We start from the raw sequence: 23,276 nt of genomic DNA, 5'->3' as shown, positions 1-23,276 counted from the left end.
AAAATAGTCAATTTTTATTCCATTCCTTACAGTTGCAGCATAGGATTTGGCTATAAATCTATTACCTGCCGTTATTCCGGGAGGCTTAAATCCAGTTACGCACTGTCTTAAAGACGACCGGCCTAATTAAGCTTGTAATGCACCTGGGCATCCTCCAGGGCATTGAGCAACTGCTGTGAGATCTTTACTTTTTGCTTCCTGCTTGCCATACTTACCTTCATTTGCTCTTTCATTTCATATACCACAAAATTAAGATTATGGTCTCCGCGATGTGCCCTAATTATATCCTTTAAGGTATCTATATATCCATCTTCAAGATGGTTTATATCAAGCTGAATAGTTAGTTTCCTTGCGTACATATCCATCACATCATGCAGCAGCTGAAAATTATTGAACTGAAGCCTTGGATCACCCTTAGCCCCGGTCTCCTTATTTGTCCAACCTTCTTTGACAAGCGCTTTAATGAACACAAAGGAATTTGGCACCAGGAAATGCTGAAATTTGAGATATTCTTCCCCAAAGATCCTGAACTCATAAGAATCCCAGTAATCCTCGACCGTAAAAGCCGCCCAGCCCTTTCCCATTTTGGAAACCCTGTGCTGCACATCACTAATCACTCCTCCAAATGCCAGCTCGCGGTTCACGAAATTCTCCTGATTATTAAAATCTGAAACTTTTGCATTACAGAAATAATTGATCTCTGCCTGGAAATCGTCCAGAGGGTGGCCAGAAATATATATCCCCACCACTTCCTTTTCTCGTTTTAATTTCTCCATCGTTCCCCATTCTTCGCAGGGAGGAACAACAGGCTCCGGGATTTGTACATCACTTGCTTCACCGAAAAGACTTACCTGCGAGGAATTCTCACTTTCCTGGAATTTCGCCGCATATTTTATGGCCTTTTCCAAAAAGGTGATCCCGTCTCCCTCGTCATGGAAATACTGAGCGCGGTGGTTCCCAAATGCATCAAATCCTCCTGCCAGCGCAAGGTTTTCAAATGCCTTTTTATTTGCAGCCCGTAGGTCTATTCGCTTGGCCATATCAAAGATTGACTTGTAATGACCTTTATCTCCTTTTCTGTTTTCCACGATCGTGGCAACAGCCCCGGCCCCCACACCTTTAATTGCCCCCATTCCAAACCTTACTGCATTTTCTTTATTTACAGAGAATTTATAGTAGGATTCATTCACATCTGGCCCCAGAACGTTTAATTTCATTCTCTTGCACTCTTCCATAAAGAAAGTCACCTGCTTGATGTCATTCATATTATTGGAAAGCACGGCCGCCATATATTCTGCCGGGTAATGTGCTTTTAGATAAGCGGTCTGGTACGCGATCCAGGCGTAACAGGTAGAGTGAGACTTGTTAAAGGCATAGGATGCAAAGGCCTCCCAGTCTTTCCAAATCTTTTCCAGGATCTCCTTTGGATGACCCTTTGCTTCCCCGCCATCAATGAATTTAGGTTTCAGTTTTGCCAGCAGGTCTACCAGCTTCTTACCCATTGCCTTCCGCAGCATATCTGCTTCACCCTTGGAAAAACCGGCCAGCTTTTGCGAAAGAAGCATCACCTGCTCCTGGTATACCGTGATCCCATAGGTTTCCTGCAGGTATTCTTCCATTTCCGGAAGGTCATAAGCGATTTCTTCATTTCCATGCTTCCTCGCGATGAAACTTGGGATATACTCCATTGGCCCCGGCCTGTAAAGTGCGTTCATTGCGATAAGGTCATCAAAAACCGTGGGTTTAAGATCCTTCATATGCTTCTGCATCCCGGGGGATTCATACTGGAAAATACCTACTGTCTCCCCTCTCTGGAAAAGTTCGTAGGTCTTTTCATCATCCAGTGGGAAACTATCGGGATCCAGCGTGATATCGTGTCTTCCTTTAACGATCTTTACGGTATCCTTAATTAGGGTAAGGGTCTTAAGACCCAGGAAGTCCATCTTAAGTAGCCCTGCACTTTCCACGACCGAGTTATCAAACTGCGTCACATAAAGTTCTGAATCCTTGGCAAGGGCAACAGGCACAAAATTGGTAATATCACTGGGGGTAATGATCACCCCACAGGCATGTATCCCCGTGTTTCTAACAGATCCTTCCAGGATCCTGGCCTGGTTCACTGTTTGCGCCTCCAGGTCATCCCCATCGGCTATATTAAGCAGTTCGTTTACCTTATCCAGGTCCTCACTGCGGAATTTCTTTTTAAGCTCTTTCTGGTCTACCCCGAAGATCTTGCCCAGTTTGGACATGTTAGGAATAAGCTTCGAGATCCTGTCTGCCTCATTGAGCGGAAGGTCCAGTACCCTCGCAGTATCCCTGATAGCCGACTTGGCCGCCATGGTACCATAAGTAATGATCTGGGCCACCTGATTTGCTCCGTATTTGTTGATAACATAATCCATTACCCGGCTACGCCCCTCATCATCAAAATCAATATCAATATCGGGCATACTCACCCTGTCTGGATTTAAGAATCTCTCAAAAAGCAGATCGTACTTGATTGGGTCAATATTGGTGATCCAGAGACAATATGCCACCACGCTTCCCGCAGCCGATCCCCTCCCGGGACCTACCGACACATCCATCTCCCTCGCGGCCCGGATGAAATCCTCGGTTATAAGGAAATACCCGGGATAACCGGTGTTTTCAATAACCTCCAGCTCAAAATCCAGCCTGCTGGTTATTTCCTCTGTAAGCTCCCCGTATCTCTTTTTCGCACCTTCATAAGTAAGATGCCTTAAGAAGGCATTTTCCCCCCGTTTTCCACCATCGACCTTATCTTCCTCTACCAGGAATTCTTCCGGGATATCAAATGCCGGTAAAAGTACATCCCTTGCCAGCTCGTAAGGCTCAATTTTATCCACAACCTCCTGGATGTTTGAAATAGCTTCAGGAAGGTCCTTAAAGAGCGACTTCATCTCTGCATCGCTCTTGAAATAATATTCGTTGTTAGGCAAGCCGTAGCGGTAACCGCGGCCACGACCTATTGGGGTGGCTTGTTTTTCACCGTCCTTCACACAAAGTAAAATATCATGGGCATTAGCGTCTTCCTGGGCACAATAATATGTGTTGTTGGTAGCGACAAGCTTGACCTCATGCTCCTTTGCAAACTTCACCAGCACGTCATTCACCCGATTCTCCTCCTCCTGGTTGTGACGCATCAATTCTATATAAAGATCCTCCCCAAAGGTTTCCTTCCACCAGAGTAAAGCTTCTTCTGCCTGATTTTCACCTACATTTAGCACCTTCCCCGGAACTTCCCCATACAGGTTTCCTGTAAGTACAATAATATCCTCCTTATACTGCTCTATAACTTTCCGATCTATTCGAGGGACGTAATAAAACCCTTCGGTATAGGCAATGGAAGCCATTTTAGCAAGGTTATGATATCCTTTTTTGGTCTTTGCCAGGAGTACGATCTGGTACCCGTTGTCTTTCCGGGATTTATCATTATGATCCTCACAAACAAAGAATTCACAACCCAGAATAGCCTTCAGCTCCTTAGCTACCGCAGGTTCATCATTGGCAAGGGCGGCTTCATTTTTGGCACGCACCCCCTTATTATAATTACCTACCTCTTTTACAAAGTGGAAAGCGCCCATCATATTTCCGTGATCTGTAAGCGCTACGGCGGGCATATTTTCCTTTCCGGCGGCCTCCACCAGCTTCGGAATACTTATGGTGGACTGCAGGATTGAGAACTGGGAATGGTTGTGAAGATGAGAGAATCTCACCTCGTCCATCTTCTCCATATTCTCCTTAATCTCTTCTGTAGAAATCTTCTCTGGCGCCTGCTCCTTCTTCAGCCTTTCTCTTATGGCTGCTGAAGCTTTTTTCAGGTTGATGTGCTTTAATCCTATTAACTTTATAGGCTGCGGATTTGCTTCAGAAAAATTTCTGACATAATCTGCCGGCACATCAAGTTCTTCTTTTGTAAAAACATCCTTACGTATGAGTTCCAGGAAACACCTGGTGGTCGCCTCGACATCTGCCGTAGCGTTATGCGCTTCAGCAAAAGGCTCATTGAAAAGGATCTCGTGAAGTTCTGTAAGAGTAGGGAGTTTAAACCTACCGTATCTACCACCGGGAAGTTTACAAAGGTCGGCTGTTTTTTCTGTACAGGTGTCAAGCACAGGGAAATCCTGCAGCGGATTCTCGCGGTTTTCCCGAAGGAATTCAGCTCCCATAATATTCAGGTCAAAACCTACATTTTGACCTACCACATATTTGGCTTGTTGCAGCGCCTTTTCAAACTTATCCAGCACCTCCTGCAAAGGCACCCCTTCTTCATTTGCCAAAGCGGTAGAAATTCCGTGGATCTTTTCTGCATCAAAAGGTATATTAAACCCATCTGCCTGGACAAGAAAATCCTGGTTTTCCACCAGGTTCCCCATATCATCATGCAACTGCCAGGCGATCTGTATACAGCGCGGCCAGTTATCAAAATCGGTTAAAGGCGCATCCCAGCGCTTGGGCAATCCGGTGGTCTCGGTATCAAAAATTAAGTACATATACAGGTTTTGCTGTGCAACATGACAGAAGTCCAATAAAACAAAATTCTATTCTTCCGGGAGCTGTAAAAAGTATTACCATACCCGCTACCTCGTTTATAATGAGAGAAATAAAAATTTTCTATTAGGAATAACTTCAGGCTTAAAAATAGGAAAATTTGAAGATGCTATTCAAATTTGAGGAAGGGATTTATTAACGAAAATTTTTAATAAAAAAAAGCCTTCAGCGTCAAACATAATGCACAACCTGAAGGCTTCGGGCTAATTCAAATCTTAATATTTTGTCTTAAGCTCTTTGTTCCAGTGATTTTACTTTATTAAGTGCCGCTGTTATGGCATTACGTTGTTTCATCAACACATTTTGGGTTGAAGGAGGTAAATCTGTATGTTGTAGGACCTCATTATATTCATCTACTGCAGCTTTTTCACCCTTTACAACCTCTTCAAGCAACGCCTCGTTCTTGTTAGCGGAGAAGGTAGTTTTTAGGTTCATCCAGGAACGCTGTATATCTCCTCCTATACTACTACCTTTTTCGGGGCTTTCACCAAAAGTCCTTATTTCACTTTTAAGCTCATGTCCAAAATCATAACGCTCCTGTGCCCTTTCGTTAAAAAAGGATTTTAGCTGCGGATCCTGTGCATTCTCCCCTGCATAGCGATAATTTTTCTCTGTATCATAGTTCTTTTCCAAAAGATCATTCAACATCCCGGAGATCTTCTCTGTGAATTTCATAACAACCTGTTTTTGTTTAGCTTTTTTCTGAATTAAATTTACAGGTTAACCCACTCTCAATCAACCTATTTAACAAGCTTTAGCATTAATTAACTGGTTTTAACAGGCAGCAGGAGGTCGCAAGAAAAAGAGAAAAAAGACTTGAATTAATCTGCGGAGTGATAATTATCTTTAACTGAAGATTTTATGTGCGGGAATAAATTATTATAGTATCTTTGCACACTTATTAATAACCGAGGTCGCGAACCTCACAAATTAATTTTTATGCCTGTAAAAATAAGATTACAAAGACACGGTAAAAAAGGGAAACCATTTTACTGGATTATTGCTGCCGATGCTCGTGCACCACGAGATGGAAAATACCTTGAGAAAATAGGTATTTACAATCCAAACACCAACCCTGCTACTATCGAAATGGATGTAGATGGAGCGGTAAAATGGTTACAGAACGGAGCGCAACCAACAGACACTGCACGTGCGATCCTTTCTTACAAAGGAGTACTTCTTAAGCATCACCTTGCAGGTGGAGTAAGAAAAGGAGCTCTTACTGAAGAACAAGCCGAAGAGAAATTCCAGGCATGGTTGGAAGAAAAAGAAGGAAAAGTTACTGCTAAGAAAGAAGGTTTAAGCAAAGAGCAGGAAGCTGAAAAGAAGAAAGCTCTTGATGCTGAGAAAGAAGCTAATGCCAAGCGTGAAGCTGAAGCAAATGCTGCTGCTGAAGCTGAAGCTGCTGCCAACGATGCTGCTGCAAAAACTGAAGAAGGAGAGCCAGAGGCAGATCTTTCTAATGAAGTAGATGCACAAACTGCTGAAGAAGCAAAAGCAGACGAGAAGCAGGCTGGTGAAAACATGAAGTAATTTACAGATTGACGATGACCAAAGATGAATGTTTTTATTTAGGAAAAATCGTTAGTAAATTCAGTTTTAAAGGGGAGGTATTGATCAAACTCGATACCGATGAACCTGAAGCTTACACAAAAATGGAATCGGTTTTCGTTGACTATAACGATAATCTGGTTCCATTTTTTATTTTAAAAAGTTCCCTTCAAAAAAGCGACCTGCTGCGTGTAAAATTTGAAGATGTAGATACAGAGGAAGATGCAGATGATCTTATGAAATGCGACATCTACCTACCTCTATCTGAACTACCCGAGCTGGAAGAAGATCAATTCTACTTTCACGAAGTTATAGGTTTCACTGCAGAGGACACTAATTATGGAAATATAGGAATCATCAAGTCGATCAATGAAAACCGGGCTCAACCGCTTTTTGAAATTGAGAAGGACGGTAAGGAGATCCTTATCCCTGTCAATGACGATTTCATCTCTAAACTTGATAAGAAGAATAAGACTATATTCTTTAATACGCCTCCGGGGTTGTTGGAGATTTATCTAGACTAGCCCCCGACCCCGAAGGGGGAGAAGGAAAAGCCAGGAAACGAATTCTCAATACTCAATACTCAATACTCAATACTCAATACTTTGTCTTCTCCCTTTAAATTTAAGCAATTCACAATCCAACAAGACAAATGCGCTATGAAAATAGGCACAGACGGAGTGCTGCTGGGTGCGTGGACAAGGATAGACGATTCGGTCGCTTCGATCCTTGACATAGGAGCGGGAACCGGGGTTATAGCACTTATGCTGGCTCAAAGAAGCTATGCCGACCTTATTGATGCACTGGAAATCGATGAGGATGCTTATGAGCAGGCTGTCGATAATTTCGAGAACAGTCCATGGGGTGACAGGTTATTTTGTTACCATGCTGCTTTTGATGAGTTTGTGGAGGAGATGCAGGAGGAGAAGTATGATCTCATTGTGAGCAATCCGCCATTTTTTAATTCTGAAGCTGCATCTGCCGCTACGAACAGGGAAATTGCAAGGTTTCAGGAAGCCCTTCCGTTTGAAGAACTGCTGGACGGGGTTTCTCAATTACTTTCAGAAACAGGTACTTTCAATGTCATCATTCCGCGAATGGAACAAGATGCATTTCTAAAACTTGCACATACCTATAAATTATTTCCCCGGCGAATTACACACGTAAAAGGCACCCCGGAATCTCCGTCAAAAAGAAGTCTGATGGAATTGGGATTTTCAGAAACAGAAGTGGAAATTGAGGAGCTGATTATCGAAACCGCCCGCCACGAATATACCGCGGAGTATGTGGAGCTGGTGAAAGATTTTTATTTGAAGATGTAGAGCATTGCTTCTCAAAAAATGAGTCTGGACCGCTACGCTGCTGGAATCTGGAATTTAGACCAAAGAATGGATGACGGGGAAAGATATTCAACAAAACTAAATTGCTTCCGCTCTACCACCTCACCTGATAAGGATATCTTTCATAAATTACATTATCCTCATTGATGGTAAAACCGGCTTTTCCGTTTTCCTCAGCGATTTTAATCAATTCTATTGCTTCCTCCTGCCGTTCCAGCTTGATTAAACATACAGCATTATAATATTGTACCTCAGCAAATTCAGGGTAAATCTTTAAAGCCTTCTCGAAAACTTCAATAGCCTCTTCCCATTTCCCCAGTTCATATTTTGCGATGCCTAAATAGAAAAGATCAAGATGGTGCTGCCCGTCCTCTCCCCAATCTGCTACCTGCTCCTCGATATCTTCAGCAAAGATCTTTTCTGCTTTTTCAAATTCGTTTAACTGCAAGTACGAAAGAGCTATATGAAATTGATAAGAATGGTCCATAACATAGCCGTTACCATATTTTTCAAGCAAATCTTCGAAATCTACTATTGCAGCTTTGTACGTTTTTGCAAAGATAACTTTAATAAAAGCTCTATAGGGTTGCCAGCGCTCAGGATCAATCTCTACAGCTTTATCTATGTGTTCCATTCCCACTTCATATTTCCCCTGCTTAAAGAGCGGCATCGCTTTTTGCTGCCATAGATAAGCTATTGAGGGATCTTTTTCCAATCCCGCATCAAGACACTTCTGTCTCTCCTGAGAATATAACGGATATTTATTTGCACAGTTATAAAGATGTTCCTCAATGATCTCTTTTTGTTGCGCCTCCTTTTCTTCGGAAACAGGTAAGCCTCGATTTACAAAAGCAAGTTCATTTGCCTTAGGCTCTTTACATCCGGTTGCTGCCAATATTCCAAACAGAAGGATCACTTTTTTCATACAGAGGAGTGGGTTTAAACAAACAATATATAAATATTACCTTAAAAAGAACCTCTTTCCTCAATTCGTTCTCATTTCCTGCTTGTCCCTAATTTCTGTTTCCTTAAATTTACTTCTCAGGATTAACCAAAATTAAACCAACAATGAAACAGGATCTTTTTCAGGCGCCAGATTATTACCAGCTGGACGACCTGCTTACCGATGAACATAAAATGGTGCGGGATGCCGCACGTGAATGGGTGAAACGAGACGTTTCCCCGATTATAGAAGAAGCGGCACAGGAAGCCAAATTCCCCAAATCGATCATAGACGGGCTTGCAGGAATTGGGGCTTTTGGACCTTATATTCCTGAAGAATACGGTGGCGCAGGTCTGGACCAGATCTCATACGGACTCATCATGCAGGAAATTGAAAGAGGGGACAGTGGAGTTCGCTCGACGGCTTCTGTTCAATCCTCCCTGGTGATGTATCCTATTTACAAATACGGGAACGAAGATCAACGTAAAAAATATCTTCCAAAACTTGCCAGTGGGGAATGGATGGGCTGCTTTGGCCTAACAGAACCGGACCATGGTTCCAATCCCGGAGGAATGACTACAAATTTCATGGATAAAGGGGATCACTACCTGCTCAATGGAGCAAAATTATGGATCTCCAACTCCCCTTTTGCACAGGTTGCTGTAGTGTGGGCCAAGGATGAAAACGACCGTATTCACGGGCTCATCGTGGAACGCGGAATGGAAGGTTTCTCCACTCCTGAAACTCATAATAAATGGTCCCTGCGAGCCAGCGCCACAGGAGAACTTATTTTTGACAACGTAAAGGTACCAAAGGAAAACCTGCTTCCAAATAAAAGCGGACTTGGTGCTCCCCTTGGATGTCTTGACTCGGCCAGGTATGGAATAGCCTGGGGCGCTATTGGTGCCGCGATGGACTGTTATGACACAGCACTGCGTTATGCTAAAGAAAGGACACAGTTTGGTAAACCAATTGCCGGCTTCCAGTTACAACAAAAGAAACTTGCTGAAATGATCACAGAGATCACCAAGGCCCAACTTCTTGCCTGGCGTCTTGGAGTATTAAAAAATGAGGGCAAAGCGACCACAGCCCAGATCTCTATGGCAAAGCGAAATAATGTGGATATGGCTCTTACCGTGGCCAGGGAAGCAAGACAGGTTTTAGGTGCCATGGGTATTACCGGGGAATACAGTATAATGCGACATATGATGAACCTTGAGAGTGTGATTACTTATGAAGGCACACACGACATTCATTTGTTGATCACCGGGAACGATATTACAGGTATACCCGCTTTCAAATAAACCAGGGGAGAAAGAAGTGGACCTATAAATGGGTGAAATCCTGGAACAACAGCGACCATTGGAGTCTATAACAGCTCAGGAATTAGAAGGCCTATTTCCACCTCCCTATTATTACTCTCTGCCCCCGGGGCGGTGGAATATTATCCCAAAATTGGCTTTAGTAAAATAGAGAATGGGGTTCTGATATACCGGGAATAGGAGTTTGAAAGGAAATTTATAAGAGATCAAAACAAGGGCAGCGTTTACAACGTTTGCCCTTTTTGTATTTTTCGCAGCATTCAGTTTTAAGAGCTTTAGGAGTTTTTGCCATAACCCCATCTACCCTTAAATAGTCTTTGGACTTTTTAGAGTAAAATATCAAAACACCTACGAAATATCCCTGTTGCAATCTCATATTATAAAATAAATCTTTTACCTGGAACAGGTAATAAATATTTACAAAAATACGCTAAGATTTTAATTTTCCTTTTATGGATTTTACATTTGCATCACAAGGAGGATTATGATGCGAGACATAAATTTTACCATTAAGCCACATGTGGAGCAGCTACTGCGGCATCCACTCTACCGGGAAATAAGCCATCCAGACGATCTTAGATGTTTTATGGAGCATCACGTCTATGCCGTGTGGGATTTCATGTCCCTCCTCAAATTTTTACAGGAACATTTTACAAAAACTAACAGCCCCTGGTTTCCCGTGGGAGATCCGGAAGTAAGATATCTTATCAATAAACTGGTACTCGCCTATGAAACCGGAAGAAATTATAACGGCCAAAGACAAAGCCAGTTTGAAATGTACCTTGATGCGATGCAGGCCAATGGAGCCAGCACCTTAAAAATAGATTCTTTCCTGAAGCAGGTTACTCACGGAACAGATATTTTCCTGGTAATAGCTACGTGCGATCTACCGGTAAGCATCCGCCAATTCATTAAAAATACTTTCGATATTATTTCTGAAGGAAAACCTCATAAGATCGCAGCCGCATTTACCCTGGGCCGGACCGGTATTATTCCTGAAAACTTTTCAGAAAAAATAAAAGAATTTCAGCATAGATTTCCTGAAGATAACCTGGAACAAACAGTCTACTTTTTTGATAGACTGAATGATCTGAGATGCCTGGAAGAACCTGCCACAGCACTGGTGGAAGAACTTTGCGGTACAGATGAACAAAAATGGGAAGAGGTGCGGGAGGTTTCCCTTAGCTGTTTAAAAAGCAGAATGCTGCTCTGGAACGGCATTCGCGAGGAACTGCTGGCAGAACATAGCTTTTCCTAAGTAGATTCCGGTGCAAGTTTAACTGCGAGTCCTTCCAATTCCTTAGTCATAAAGATCTGGCAGCCTAAGCGGCTGTTATCTTCTACATAAAACGCCTGGTCCAGCATATCCTCCTCTTCAAAACTCTTTTCGGAAAGCAGGTGATGGTGGCTCAATACGTAGCACTGGCAGGATGCGCACATGGCCATCCCGCCACAAATTCCAATAGTACCTTCGGGAGCCAGCTCGTGGGAGCGTACCACCTCCATAAGGTTCATATTCATATCTGTAGGAGCATCCACAACGTGTGCCTCACCCTCACGGTCTATAATGGTAATTTTAATATCAGACATTGATACAGGTATATCAAAAGACCTCACAGGTTTTTGAAACCTGTGAGGTCTGTTCTCAATTTATACTTTTTACAACTTCTCTTTTGGCCTCCTTACGGGATCCGTCAAAACCGTCAACTCCACTCACAGTGGTATACTTCATTACATACTTCTTATCAGGAAAAATACGCTGATAGGCACTCTGGCACATTATAGCTGCCTCGTGGAAACCACAAAGAATCAATTTTAATTTGCCTGGATAGGTATTGACATCACCAATGGCATATACGCCGGGAATGTTGGTTTGATAATCGTAGGTATTATCAACTTTAATGGCGTTCTTCTCTATCTCCAGCCCCCAGTCGCCTATAGGCCCAAGTTTAGGGGAAAGCCCAAATAACGGAATAAAATGATCTGTTACCTTCACTTCCTCATCGCTCGCCTGGCCTTTATGCCTAATAACAACCGAATCAAGATTACCCTCACCTTTAAGGTCTACTACCTCTGCTTCAGTAATAAGGTTGATCTTGCCAATTTTGGAGAGCTCCTCCACTTTTTCTACTGAATCCAGGGCACCTCTAAAATCTTTTCTTCTGTGAACAAGGGAAACCTCGCTGGCAACATCGGCCAGAAATATAGACCAGTCCAGGGCAGAATCTCCTCCGCCGGCAATCACCACCCGCTTATCGCGGTAAACTTCTGGATCCCGAATAATATACTCCACGCCTTTATCCTCATATTCTCCAATTACGGGAATAGGTGGTTTTCTGGGCTCAAAACTTCCAAGGCCCCCTGCGATTACCACAATTGGAGCATGATGTTTAGTTCCCCTGGAAGTGGTAACAATAAAACTGCCATCATTCAGTTTCTCAAGAGTCTCTGCCCTTTCTCCTAAAGTAAACCCGGGATCAAAAGGCTTGATTTGCTCCATAAGGTTCTTTACAAGGTCCCCTGCAAGGACTTCAGGGAAGCCCGGGATATCGTAAATAGGTTTTTTTGGATAGATCTCAGAACACTGTCCTCCCGGCTGCGGTAAGGCGTCAATAAGATGACATTTTAATTTTAATAATCCTGCTTCAAAGACAGCGAAAAGGCCGGTAGGCCCCGCGCCTATAATTATTATATCTGTTTTGATCATTCTTTTATCACTTAATATTTGAGACTAAGCAAGAAGAGTGCCTAGGCTATATTCACCACCTCTTCGATTTGTGGTACATATTTTTTAATTGTCATTTCCACGCCAGATTTAAGGGTCATGGTATTCACATGACATCCTACACAGGCGCCAAGCAACTGTACTTTGACCAGCCGGTCATCCTCAATAGAGACAAGGGAAATATCCCCACCGTCACTTTGTAAAAAAGGCCTTATCTCATCAAGGGCTCTTTCAACATTCAATCTTATCTCTTCTGTTGTCATCTATTTGGTTTTTACAGCACTGCACCCCGCCATGGTCGTAATCTTTATAGCTTCTGTTGGAGGTAGGCTCTTATTTCTGTTCACTGTTTCCTGTACCACATTTTGAGTAAGCTTTTCAAAAGCGCTTTCCAATGGCGTACCAACCTGCAGGGCAGCAGGTCTTCCAATGTCCCCGGCTTCCCGAATACTTTGAACCAGTGGCAACTCTCCAAGGAATGGTACTCCCAGGTCTTCAGAAAGCCTTTTGGCACCTTCCTGTCCAAAAATGTAGTATTTATTATCAGGTAATTCAGCCGGGGTAAAATATGCCATATTCTCTATGATCCCTAAAACAGGAACATTGATACTCTCCTGCTGGAACATATCGACACCTCTTTTAGCATCTGCCAGGGAGATCTTTTGGGGTGTACTCACGATCACAGCTCCTGTGATTGGCAGGGATTGCATAATCGAAAGGTGAATATCCCCTGTTCCCGGAGGCAGGTCAATCAACATAAAGTCAAGCTCTCCCCAGGCTGCGTCAAAGATCATTTGGTTAAGGGCTTTGGAAGCCATTGGCCCTCTCCAAACAACTGCCTGGCTTGGTTTGGTAAAGAATCCTATAGAAAGCATCTTCACACCGTAATTCTCAACAGGCTTCATTTTGGATTTTCCATCTACGTTTACAGATAGTGGTCGCTCTACCTCAACATCAAACATCATTGGCATGGAAGGCCCATAAATATCGGCATCCAGCAACCCTACTTTAAAGCCCATTTTTGCAAGCGATACTGCAAGGTTGGCAGTTACGGTAGATTTACCTACCCCCCCTTTACCAGAGGCAACTGCGATGATATTGCTTATACCGGGAATTGCTTTTCCTTTGATCTCCGGCTTCGCGCTACTGCTTTCAACTTTAATATTTACTTTAACTTTTGCTTTTTCGTATACCTTCTCGTGAATGGTCTTAAGAATATCTACCTCAGCTCTTTTCTTGATATGTAAGGCTGGAGTTGATAGTACAAGATCTACTACTACTTCGTCTCCAAATGTCATTACATTTTGAACCGCGCCACTCTCAACCATATTCTTTCCTTCTCCAGAAACAGTTATAGTCTCCAGCGCATTCAGTATATCTTTTCTGTTTAATTTCATTGAATAGCTTTTTTCAAATACTGCTCCGGTAATCCTCAGAAGAAATCATCCAGGTAAGGACAAATTAAAACCGACTCTCCCGGTGCGAATTAATTAAGATCCAGCTTCTTATATAGACTGATTCTAAAATGCAAATATAGGTGTAAATGTCAAGAAAACGAAGGATTTATTTATAATTGATACCCTCGTAACAACCCGATTTATTTCACATATTCCGGCCTACAATTCCCGTAATTCCTCTGCCGGGTCCCAAAAAAGCTTTTCAAACCCCACAACCTTGTTCTCCTTTATCTTCACTCCCTCTGCCTCGAGCAATTGCTGCATCGCATTGGTACCGCTAAAATGATGTTTTCCCGTGAGCATTCCCATCCTGTTCACTACCCTTTGAGCGGGCACATCTTCCCGGGAATGAGAGCTGTTCAGGGCCCATCCAACCATGCGTGCACTACCGGCAGCACCCAGGTACCTGGCAATTGCACCATAGGAGGTAACTCGCCCCCGTGGTATTTGTCGTACAACCCGGTAAACCTTTTCAAAAAAATTATCGTCTCCGGTTGCCATATCAATAATAGAATATTCGCAGCAGCGTGATAATTACCAGCACCAGCATAAGTGCTGCCATAAAATAATTGGAATATTTGGCAAACATTGCCGACTTATCCTCTATCCTGTCAAAGGAGAGCACATAAAAATAAAGAGTTGTAAATGATCCAAGGGAGGCCGCAAAAACGAAGGTTATGATGATTGAAACGTCATAGGATACTGCACCTCCAACATTAAGAGCAGCTCCAAGAGCGACAAAATAGGGAATGGGAAAAACATTGAGTACGGCAATGATCATCCCTTTTAAAATACTGTGCTTGTTTGCCTTTGTAGAACCTTCCACGATCCCGCGATCCTGCCTTGCCTTTATAAAGAAGTAAATTCCAAGGATTACAAAGATAACCAGGCCTGCCCGCAGGAGAATATTGCGCACATATGGGTTATCGAAGATATATTTGGCCAGCAGCACTGCAACCAGCGCCTGGAAGAAAACTACTATAGAGGCCCCAATTGCCACATAAAGCCCATTCCTTTTTCCATGCTCCACACAAGTCTTGGCCACGGTCATATTGACCAGACCCGGGGGCACCACCCCAATAAGGGCCGCGACGTAGGTAATAAGGAAAATTTTTGTTTCCTCCAATGTGCTATTTGATCTTAAATTGGATGTAGGTTATAGGTTTTCCCTGTTCAAGGTACTGTTTTTCATAGAAAGTCTGTATCCCGGTGACGTCTTTGGGAGAATATTCGTTCTTATAAACGTCGTGGTTGGCCTGTATGATCTCATGGCCTTCGCCGTGCAATAGCCCCAGGGTATAACCGTGCATGAATTCACTGTCTGTCTTTAAATTCACCATCCCCCCCGGTTTAAGCACGTGCTTATACTTTTGCAGGAACTGCGAATTTGTTAGCCTGTGCTTGGTTCGTTTATATTTAATTTGAGGGTCTGGAAAGGTGATCCATATTTCATCAATTTCATTTTCCTCAAATAAAAGATCGATAAGCTCTATTTGCGTACGCATGAATCCCACATTATCCAAATCTTCCTCAAGAGCCGTTTTTGCACCTCTCCAAAATCTCGCTCCTTTAATATCGATCCCAAGGAAATTCTTGCCGGGGTTCGCCTGTGCGAGTGCCACACTGTATTCCCCTTTTCCACAACCAAGTTCAAGGACTATTGGGAATTCATTTTTAAAGAAATCTTTATTCCAGTTTCCTTTCAGGCTGAAATTGCCCTGTGTGATTTCCTCCCTGGAGGGTTGGACGACATTTTGAAAACTCTCGTTTTCCCTGAACCTTTTTAATTTATTCTTACTCCCCACGCTCTTGACAATTTGCGGTAAAATTAAATAAAATAGGATAGACTGGGACAAAAACCTGTAAATTGGTTTTTATGCGGTCTACTGCGACCTTAGATTATATTTGTGTATGCATGAAAAAAAAATTCTGGTTGCCCCTCTCAATTGGGGCCTGGGCCACGCAACGCGCTGTATTCCAATTATAAGGGAACTTCAGGAAAATGGATTTACACCTGTACTGGCATCAGACGGGGAAGCTTTGCGGCTGCTGGAAAAGGAATTTCCCTTACTCGAAAGGCATGGACTCCCTTCCTATGATATTACCTATTCCCGTAGTAGCTTCTTTTTCCCCTGGAAACTCCTCTTGAAGACCCCTCATATCCTCAGGACAATTAAGGCTGAAAAAGCTGCTACAGAGAAACTGGTAAGAACAGCCGGGATTTCAGGAATAATTTCAGATAACAGATGGGGAGTAAGATCGGTCGAAGTACCTTCAGTATTCATTACCCATCAAATAAAAGTACTATCTGGGCTTGCCACTTTCTTCAGCAGTAAAATTCAGCAGAATTATATAAAAAAATTTGATGAATGCTGGGTACCCGATGTTGCTGAAGAACCTTCCCTGAGTGGAAGAATGGGTCACACTTCAGTTGATTTTCCCGTACGCTATCTTGGGGTTTTAAGCCGTTTTGAAAAGTTGGATCTGGAACCTGTTTACGACCTGGCTTTAATACTCTCTGGCCCCGAACCCCAACGCAGCTTGCTGGAAAAAAAACTTTTAACCGAATTAAATGACCTTAAGGGAAGCATTATTATGGTAAGAGGGATAATTGAAAAGGAACAGAGCATGCGACAACAAAATAATATTCGTATTTATAATTTTATGACTACCATAGAGCTGGAGAAGGTGATCAACCAAAGCCTGTATGTGATTTGCAGGCCCGGATATACAAGTCTAATGGATCTTGCAAAGCTCGAAAAGAAGCTCTTTGTTATCCCTACGCCCGGACAATTTGAGCAGGAGTACCTGGCGAAACGGCTGGAAGAAAACCATCTTGCCGGGAGCTGTAAACAAAAGGAATTCACTGTTGAGAAATACCTGGAATCAAAGAATTACAAGGGCTTACTGGGTCTTAACGGCCTTAGTTCCTTTAAGGCTGCTTTTGCTCTTTTCCAGAGTGAATGAGAATTCACTCCCTACACCAAAAACACTCTCCACATAGATCTTTTCATTATGGGCCTCAATAATGTGCTTTACAATAGAAAGCCCCAGCCCGGAGCCTCCCTCTTTTCTTGAACCGCTTTTATCTATCCTGAAAAATCTTTCAAAAAGCCGGGGAATATGTGTTTTTTCAATTCCCTCCCCGTTATCTGTAACCCTTACGATCACTTTATTCTTGATAAGGTTCTCAATACTAATCTCTGTAGTCCCGCCCTTTTTACCATATTTAATGGAATTCACAACCAGATTTGTGATTACCTGCTGTATACGCTCCCTGTCTGCATACACCCAAATTGGTTTTTCATAATCCATATCAAAAGTGAGGGTAATATCTTTTTTGGCAGCTTTCATTTCAAGGAGGTCGAAGGAGTTTTGTATAACCTCTACCACATTAAAGTTCTCCATCACCAGGTGGAGATCTCCTGTTTCCAGTTTGGTGATCATATCCAGGTCCTTCACTATATAAATAAGCCTTTCCACCCCTTTATTGGCCCGTTGTAAATATTTTTTTCTCACAGATTTGTCCTTGAGAGCACCATCCAGCAATGTTAGGATATAACCCTGCACTGTGAACAATGGGGTTTTAAGCTCATGTGAGACGTTCCCCATAAATTCCTTACGATAGGTCTCCCTAACTTTTAGGGTCTCAATTTCAAGTTTTTTATCTTCAGCAAACTTTTCCACCTCCCGGGTAAGGGTTGCCATATCTGTAGTGATCTGGTTGGGCCGCAGAGTGCTCGCATCCAGCAAGGTTACATTATCATAAATCTTTTTAACCCTTTTGTATATAAAGTGCTCTACCCTGTATTGAATGATAAAGAAGGAGAACATGTAAGAAATTAACCCAAATACAGCAACCGGCTCCCATTCAAACTCATATCTCATCCACAAAAAAACGCTCACCAGGAGCGTTAACAGTACGGTTATGAACAAAGAAGTCTTTATAGCAAACTTGTATGATCTTTTAAAATTTGGCATTATTCCACAAACTTATATCCTACACCTTTCACGGTTTTAAAGCTGTCATCCCCAATTTTTTCGCGTAGTTTTCTAATATGTACATCTATGGTCCTACCACCAACAACCACTTCATTTCCCCACACGTTATCAAGGATCTCTTCTCTTTTAAATACTTTTCCGGGTTTTGAGGCAAGCAGGGAGAGCAGTTCAAACTCCTTTCTTGGCAGGACAATTTCCTCATCATCCTTTATGATCTTATATTCATCACGGTTGATCACAAGATCCCCTATAGTTACAATATTTGAACTGTCGGTATTATCGCGAAATCTTCTAAGCAGGGCTTTAACTTTGCTTACAAGAACCTTAGGCTTAATAGGCTTGGTAATATAATCATCTGCCCCCGCATCAAATCCTGCCATTTGGGAGTAATCCTCCCCCGGGCGGTAAGGAAGGTAATGATAGTCTCGCTTAATTCGGGCATTTTCCTTATTTGTTCACAGGCCTCAATCCCATCCATCTCTGGCATCATTACATCCAGGATGATAAGGTGGGGCTTTTTCTTTTTGGCAAGCTGGACCGCTCTGCTACCGTTCTCGGCCGTGATTACTTTGTAACCTTCAGCAGTAAGATTGTAACTTACGATCTCCAGGATATCTGGCTCATCATCTACCAGAAGGATCAAAATGTCTTTTTTCTTCATAGGAACATTGTAAACTAACTTACACAAATGTATATATAAAATTGGGGATTTCACCTTAAGCACCTGTACAGGAAGTAACACTGGGTTAACAAACGACCTACTGCCTTCTCCTTCGTATTCCTCTGACTTCAATGGTTTTCCTCATTTCACGGGGGTACGCCCCTTTTCCACCCCCGGTTAAAAACCCCTATTTCTAAACCCAAAGATAACATACCGGATGCCGCTTTTAACCCAAGGTTAAAGTTTAGATAAGCTTCAGGAGGGATTAAGCCCGTTAATTTGTCCTGTATTAAAAACCAAAAAATAGAATTTTAAACGTAAACCAAGTATGAAAAAATTAATTCTAACCGCATTTGCCTTATCAGCTCTAGTTTTCACGAGCTGTAACAGTGATGATGACACCAGCATTGAGCAACTTGCCACCTGTACAGATGGTATTCAAAATGGACTTGAAACTGGAGTTGATTGCGGCGGGCCGTGTGCTGCCTGTCCTGGTGATGGTGGAGGCAATGGAGGAGGCGCTGTTGTAGATGAAGACCTTGCCGGCCTTATTGCACAGGACCTTACCTTAACCAATGACGTGATATGGGAATTGAATGGAAAAGTGGTAGTAGGTAATGGAGTGACATTAACAATAGAACCGGGAACCATTATTAAAGGAGGTGAAGGGACAGGGTCTCTGGCTTCTGCCTTAATCGTTGCAAGAGGGGGAATGATAGATGCCAGGGGTACTGCCGAGCAGCCTATAATTTTTACTTCAGTTAATGACAATATCCAAATTGGCCAGTTGGCCGGCACAAACCTGGACGAGAATGACAGGGGGCTATGGGGCGGTGTTATCATCCTGGGCTATGCACCAAGTTCATTTGAAGGGGATTCTGAGATCTCACAAATAGAAGGAATCCCGGCCGATGATGACTTTGGAAGATATGGCGGCAGCGATCCCGAGGATAATTCAGGTTTTCTTGAGTACGTTTCAATACGTCACGGGGGAGCCCTTATTGGATCGGGTAACGAGATCAATGGCCTTACCCTTGGAGGCGTAGGTAGAGGTACAACTATTAACCATATTGAAATTGTTGGAAATGTAGATGATGGTGTTGAATGGTTTGGAGGTAATGTTAATTCCAGCAATATAGTGGTATTCGCAGGTGGAGATGATGGTCTTGATATAGACCAGGCTTACTCCGGCACAATCACTAATGCCCTTGTGATACAGGGAAATATTTCTGATCACGCCCTTGAAATAGATGGCCCGGAGGGAACTTTACAAGGCGCTTTCATCATAGATGGACTTACGATCATTGGGGATCCAACTGCTCCAGATGGTGAAATAGCCGACTTTAGGGATGGAGCCATGGGTACCATAAAAAACGTATTTATCAAAGGTTTTGGTCCCGCACAGGATGTGGAACTTGATGATGCAGGATCTGCAGGAAACTACAATAGCGGCAGCCTTGTGTTTGATGCCTGGGAAATTGTTCTTCCTGAAGGGGTATCAAATGTTGCCGATATTTTCAACGACACTACCACAAGTACCACGTTAAAAGCCGATACTGCAAATTTTGCAACCGCCATTAATGATGGAGAAGAGACCGTTGGTGCAGATCTTTCTGTATTTGACTGGACCTTTGCCAAAATGCGTGGCGCATTTTAATTAAGGTCAATAGTAAAAAATGACTGCAATTGCTCGTCTCTTTTAAGGGACGGGCAATTACTATAAGATATATAATTATAAAATTTCTATGAATACTAAATTCACACTGGTTTTAATTTTAAGTTTTTTGTTCAATTTTTCATACGCCCAAAAAGGGAAAATAGCAGGAGTGATCAATGATGCAGAAGTAAATGACATTCTACCCTTTGCAAACGCTTATATAAAAGGCACCACCACGGGTACCACCTCAGATTTTGAAGGAGATTATGTTCTTGAAGTTCAGGAAGGAACCTACACTGTTGTATTTTCCTTTGTAGGTTATGAAACTCTTGAGGTAAGCGATGTAATAGTAAAAGCCGGGGAGACTACACCCCTTAATGTCACTATGAAATCATCTGCCGGGGCCCTGGATGAGATCATCATCACTACAACGACGGCAAGGGATACAGAAGCATCTGTTCTAACCCTGCAGCGAAACTCTGTGAATTTAATGGATGGCCTGGCATCGCAAACTTTCGCGAAAATTGGTGCAGGAGAGGTATCATCGGCCGTTAAAACAGTGCCGGGAGTCTCTGTACAGGATGGAAAATATGTGTATGTGAGGGGACTTGGAGACAGGTATACCAAATCAATACTCAATGGGATGGATATCCCGGGACTGGACCCCGACAGGAATACCATACAGCTCGACCTATTTCCAACCAATATTCTGGATAATATCCAGGTCGTGAAATCCTCTACTGCAGATCTTCCTGCCGATTTTACAGGGGGAATGGTAAATATAGTTACCAAGGATTTTCCATCAAGGGAAGAGTACAGCCTCTCTATTGGAGGAACCTATAATCCTTCCATGCATTTTAATTCTAACTACCTCCAATATGATGGCAGCAGCACAGATTTCCTTGGATTTGATGATGGCACCAGGGATATGCCTGTAAGAAGGAATCAGCCGTTTCCAAGGCCATTTGATAATGACGCAGCACTTACAAGGTTAACACAACGTTTCAATCCAACGCTTGGTGCCACAACATCAACCAGTCCAATCGACTTTAGTGCCGGTTTAACTGCAGGTAACCAATACACTGTTGGTGATAATAATAAACTTGGCTACTTCGCATCTATCTCTTATAAAAACGAAACAGAGTTCTATGAGGATTTTGAAAGCAACTCTTATCTTAAACCCCGTGCTACAAGCGAGTTTGAGCTGAGGCCGGCCAGGACCCTAACCGGTGATTACGGCACCAACAATGTTCTTATAAGCGCCATGGCAGGAACTGCATTTAAAACATCACAGTCTAAATATCAATTCAACGTTCTTCACCTGCAAAACGGGGAATCAAGAGCAGGATATTTTTATGAGAACGTGATCCTTGCAGATGCTATTGAAGCCTTTAGGGATAACCTTGAGTATTCTCAACGTTCTATTACCAATGCTATGTTGACAGGGAAGCACAGCAATGAAGATGCCTCCTGGACCACAGAGTGGAAACTTTCCCCTACCCTTGCAAGGGTCAATGATAAGGATGTTAGGATCACCGCCTTTGAATATAACAGGAACAATGACACCTACAGCATACGTCCAAGTTCTTCTGAAAGCCCTACCCGAATATGGCGGGACCTTGAGGAGATCAACCTGGTAGGTAAACTTGATCTAACCAAAAGACACCAGCTATTTAACAGGGATGCCATCCTTAAATTTGGAGGAGGTTACACCTATAAGCAAAGGGATTTTAGTATTGATCAATACCAGATCCTTATTCAGGGAAGTGTAAGCCAGAACTATAACGGTGATGCAAATGAGATCCTTGCACCCGGCAACATTTGGACGCCCGAGAGAAGAACAGGATCTTACATCAACGGTTTTTATGAGCCGGCGAACACCTTTGAAGCCTATAATACAAATGCAGCAGCTTATGCCTCCCAGGAATTCAGGATCTCAGAAAAATTAAAGACGATCCTGGGAGTAAGGTTCGAGAAATTTGACCTGTTCTATACCGGGCAAAATAACCTTGGAGATCAACGGCTGGATAATGCGCACCTCATTGACAAAGCAGACTTTTTCCCTTCTGCCAACTTCATCTTGAGCACTACAGAGAATGCCAATTTAAGATTTTCCTATGCCCGCACCACTGCAAGGCCTTCCTTTAAAGAAGCCTCTATCGCACAGATCTATGATCCTTTGACCAACAGGACCTTCATTGGAAATATTGATATTAGGCCAACGTATATTAACAACCTCGATCTAAGGTATGAGATCTATGGTGACCAGGCGCAGTTAATCGCCTTCAGCGGATTTGTAAAGTCTTTCAAAGATCCTATTGAACTTACCATCTTTAGTGATTTTGCTTCAGATAACCTGCAGCCACGTAATGTGAATGATGCACTTGTTTATGGAGCTGAAGTTGAGATACGCCGCAATCTTGGCTTTCTTGATGCCGGTCTTTCTAATTTTGACCTGAACTTAAATGTATCTGTAATAGACTCCCAGGTTGAAATGGACCGGAGCCCTAATGGGGAGTATGAATCAAAACAACGAAACTTACGAACAGGTGAGGAATTTGACGGCAAAAGGCCGCTGCAGGGGCAATCGCCTTACCTTATCAATACAGGCCTGAATTATACAAGTGAGAATGCTGGCTGGCAAACCGGGATCTACTATAATGTTCAGGGTAAAACACTTGAAGTTGTAGGTATTGGTACGGTTCCAGATGTTTACACAATGCCTTTCCATAGTTTGAATTTCAACTTCAGTAAAACCTTTGGGGAGGCCAGAAATTCCACAATTAGCCTTAAGGTACAGAATATCCTGAATGATGATATTGAAAGCAGGTTCCAGTCATTTAATGCAGAGGACCAAATATTCGCGATCAGAAATCCGGGGACCCCCATTTCCCTTAGCTATTCATATAAATTTTAAATTTTGTTTAATTTGGCCGGGGCGATCAGAAATGATCGCCCTTTTTTTTGTAAAATTTCCAGCCCTCACAAATTATTTTTTTTAAACTTTTTCTGCTGAAAAAATTCCGCTTTAATTTTATTCATCGTAATA

19 protein-coding genes and 1 pseudogene are annotated in these 23,276 nt (G+C 42.7%); 8 read left to right on the top strand and 12 right to left on the bottom strand.

Annotated features, from left to right (window positions below):
• Nucleotides 1-122: 122 nt before the first annotated feature.
• Together dnaE and FHG64_RS11410 are read right to left on the bottom strand one after the other, a co-directional pair.
• Nucleotides 123-4,511, bottom strand: a complete 4,389-nt coding sequence (dnaE, locus tag FHG64_RS11415; RefSeq protein WP_139066524.1) for a DNA polymerase III subunit alpha — start codon at nt 4,509-4,511, stop codon at nt 123-125.
• A 286-nt stretch (nt 4,512-4,797) separates the two neighbouring features.
• The gene (locus tag FHG64_RS11410; protein WP_139066523.1) at nt 4,798-5,244 is read right to left on the bottom strand and encodes a ferritin-like domain-containing protein; all 447 of its coding nucleotides are present in this window, start codon (nt 5,242-5,244) and stop codon (nt 4,798-4,800) included.
• A gap of 264 nt (nt 5,245-5,508) precedes the next feature.
• Here FHG64_RS11410 and FHG64_RS11405 point away from each other — a divergent pair, with 264 nt between their 5' ends.
• The 3 genes from FHG64_RS11405 (at nt 5,509) to FHG64_RS11395 (ending at nt 7,442) form a co-directional block, all read left to right on the top strand.
• Nucleotides 5,509-6,102, top strand: coding sequence for a 30S ribosomal protein S16 (locus FHG64_RS11405; protein WP_139066522.1), 594 nt, complete (start codon nt 5,509-5,511; stop codon nt 6,100-6,102).
• A 14-nt stretch (nt 6,103-6,116) separates the two neighbouring features.
• Nucleotides 6,117-6,644, top strand: coding sequence for a ribosome maturation factor RimM (gene rimM, locus FHG64_RS11400; RefSeq protein ID WP_139066521.1), 528 nt, complete (start codon nt 6,117-6,119; stop codon nt 6,642-6,644).
• Between the two features lie 135 nt (nt 6,645-6,779).
• Complete coding sequence (locus FHG64_RS11395) at nt 6,780-7,442, top strand: tRNA1(Val) (adenine(37)-N6)-methyltransferase (RefSeq protein WP_139066520.1); 663 nt, start codon at nt 6,780-6,782, stop codon at nt 7,440-7,442.
• A gap of 112 nt (nt 7,443-7,554) precedes the next feature.
• Here FHG64_RS11395 and FHG64_RS11390 read toward each other — a convergent pair whose 3' ends face one another.
• Nucleotides 7,555-8,385 (bottom strand): tetratricopeptide repeat protein, encoded by an 831-nt coding sequence (locus FHG64_RS11390; protein WP_139066519.1) that lies wholly within the window; start codon nt 8,383-8,385, stop codon nt 7,555-7,557.
• 143 nt (nt 8,386-8,528) lie between these two features.
• Here FHG64_RS11390 and FHG64_RS11385 point away from each other — a divergent pair, with 143 nt between their 5' ends.
• A complete protein-coding gene (locus FHG64_RS11385) occupies nt 8,529-9,707 on the top strand; it encodes an acyl-CoA dehydrogenase family protein (RefSeq protein ID WP_139066518.1) in 1,179 nt (392 codons plus the stop codon).
• Nucleotides 9,708-10,209: 502 nt separating this feature from the next.
• Entirely contained in the window at nt 10,210-10,983 is a 774-nt protein-coding gene (locus FHG64_RS11370) for a DUF3050 domain-containing protein (RefSeq protein ID WP_139066516.1), read from the top strand.
• Here the strand turns inward: FHG64_RS11370 and FHG64_RS11365 are convergent.
• The 7 genes from FHG64_RS11365 to trmB all read right to left on the bottom strand — a co-directional run bounded on the left by FHG64_RS11365 (nt 10,980) and on the right by trmB (nt 15,712).
• Complete coding sequence (locus tag FHG64_RS11365) at nt 10,980-11,315, bottom strand: 2Fe-2S iron-sulfur cluster-binding protein (protein ID WP_139066515.1); 336 nt, start codon at nt 11,313-11,315, stop codon at nt 10,980-10,982. The two genes, FHG64_RS11370 and FHG64_RS11365, sit on opposite strands and share 4 nt — an antisense overlap.
• A gap of 55 nt (nt 11,316-11,370) precedes the next feature.
• Nucleotides 11,371-12,432 (bottom strand): NAD(P)/FAD-dependent oxidoreductase, encoded by a 1,062-nt coding sequence (locus FHG64_RS11360; RefSeq protein ID WP_139066514.1) that lies wholly within the window; start codon nt 12,430-12,432, stop codon nt 11,371-11,373.
• Nucleotides 12,433-12,473: 41 nt separating this feature from the next.
• Entirely contained in the window at nt 12,474-12,713 is a 240-nt protein-coding gene (locus FHG64_RS11355) for a NifU family protein (RefSeq protein WP_139066513.1), read from the bottom strand.
• Nucleotides 12,714-13,847 carry an Mrp/NBP35 family ATP-binding protein gene (locus FHG64_RS11350; RefSeq protein WP_139066512.1) on the bottom strand — a complete coding sequence of 378 codons (1,134 nt, stop codon included), beginning with the start codon at nt 13,845-13,847 and terminating at the stop codon, nt 12,714-12,716.
• Between the two features lie 219 nt (nt 13,848-14,066).
• Nucleotides 14,067-14,408 (bottom strand): MGMT family protein, encoded by a 342-nt coding sequence (locus tag FHG64_RS11345; protein WP_139066511.1) that lies wholly within the window; start codon nt 14,406-14,408, stop codon nt 14,067-14,069.
• A gap of 1 nt (nt 14,409) precedes the next feature.
• Complete coding sequence (locus FHG64_RS11340; protein WP_139066510.1) at nt 14,410-15,033, bottom strand: LysE family translocator; 624 nt, start codon at nt 15,031-15,033, stop codon at nt 14,410-14,412.
• A gap of 4 nt (nt 15,034-15,037) precedes the next feature.
• Nucleotides 15,038-15,712, bottom strand: a complete 675-nt coding sequence (trmB, locus tag FHG64_RS11335; protein WP_139066509.1) for a tRNA (guanosine(46)-N7)-methyltransferase TrmB — start codon at nt 15,710-15,712, stop codon at nt 15,038-15,040.
• A gap of 106 nt (nt 15,713-15,818) precedes the next feature.
• On the opposite strand from trmB, the gene FHG64_RS11330 reads away from it, so the two are divergent.
• Entirely contained in the window at nt 15,819-16,874 is a 1,056-nt protein-coding gene (locus FHG64_RS11330) for a glycosyltransferase (RefSeq protein ID WP_139066508.1), read from the top strand.
• Here the strand turns inward: FHG64_RS11330 and FHG64_RS11325 are convergent.
• Nucleotides 16,812-17,888, bottom strand: a complete 1,077-nt coding sequence (locus FHG64_RS11325) for a sensor histidine kinase (RefSeq protein WP_285897032.1) — start codon at nt 17,886-17,888, stop codon at nt 16,812-16,814. The genes FHG64_RS11330 and FHG64_RS11325 overlap by 63 nt on opposite strands.
• Nucleotides 17,888-18,570: pseudogene (locus tag FHG64_RS11320) on the bottom strand (response regulator transcription factor). Before FHG64_RS11320 ends, FHG64_RS11325 begins: the two are co-directional and overlap by 1 nt.
• A gap of 328 nt (nt 18,571-18,898) precedes the next feature.
• On the opposite strand from FHG64_RS11320, the gene FHG64_RS11315 reads away from it, so the two are divergent.
• Nucleotides 18,899-20,227: a hypothetical protein gene (locus FHG64_RS11315; protein ID WP_139066506.1), complete on the top strand. Its 1,329-nt coding sequence runs from the start codon at nt 18,899-18,901 to the stop codon at nt 20,225-20,227.
• 88 nt (nt 20,228-20,315) lie between these two features.
• Nucleotides 20,316-23,144: a TonB-dependent receptor gene (locus FHG64_RS11310; RefSeq protein WP_139066505.1), complete on the top strand. Its 2,829-nt coding sequence runs from the start codon at nt 20,316-20,318 to the stop codon at nt 23,142-23,144.
• Nucleotides 23,145-23,276 lie beyond the last annotated feature (132 nt).

The sequence above is a fragment of the Antarcticibacterium flavum genome, from assembly GCF_006159205.1.
Classification (GTDB): domain Bacteria; phylum Bacteroidota; class Bacteroidia; order Flavobacteriales; family Flavobacteriaceae; genus Gillisia; species Gillisia flava.
The sequence above is the reverse complement of the archived record's forward strand: the minus strand, read 5'-3'. Positions and strand labels throughout refer to the sequence as shown.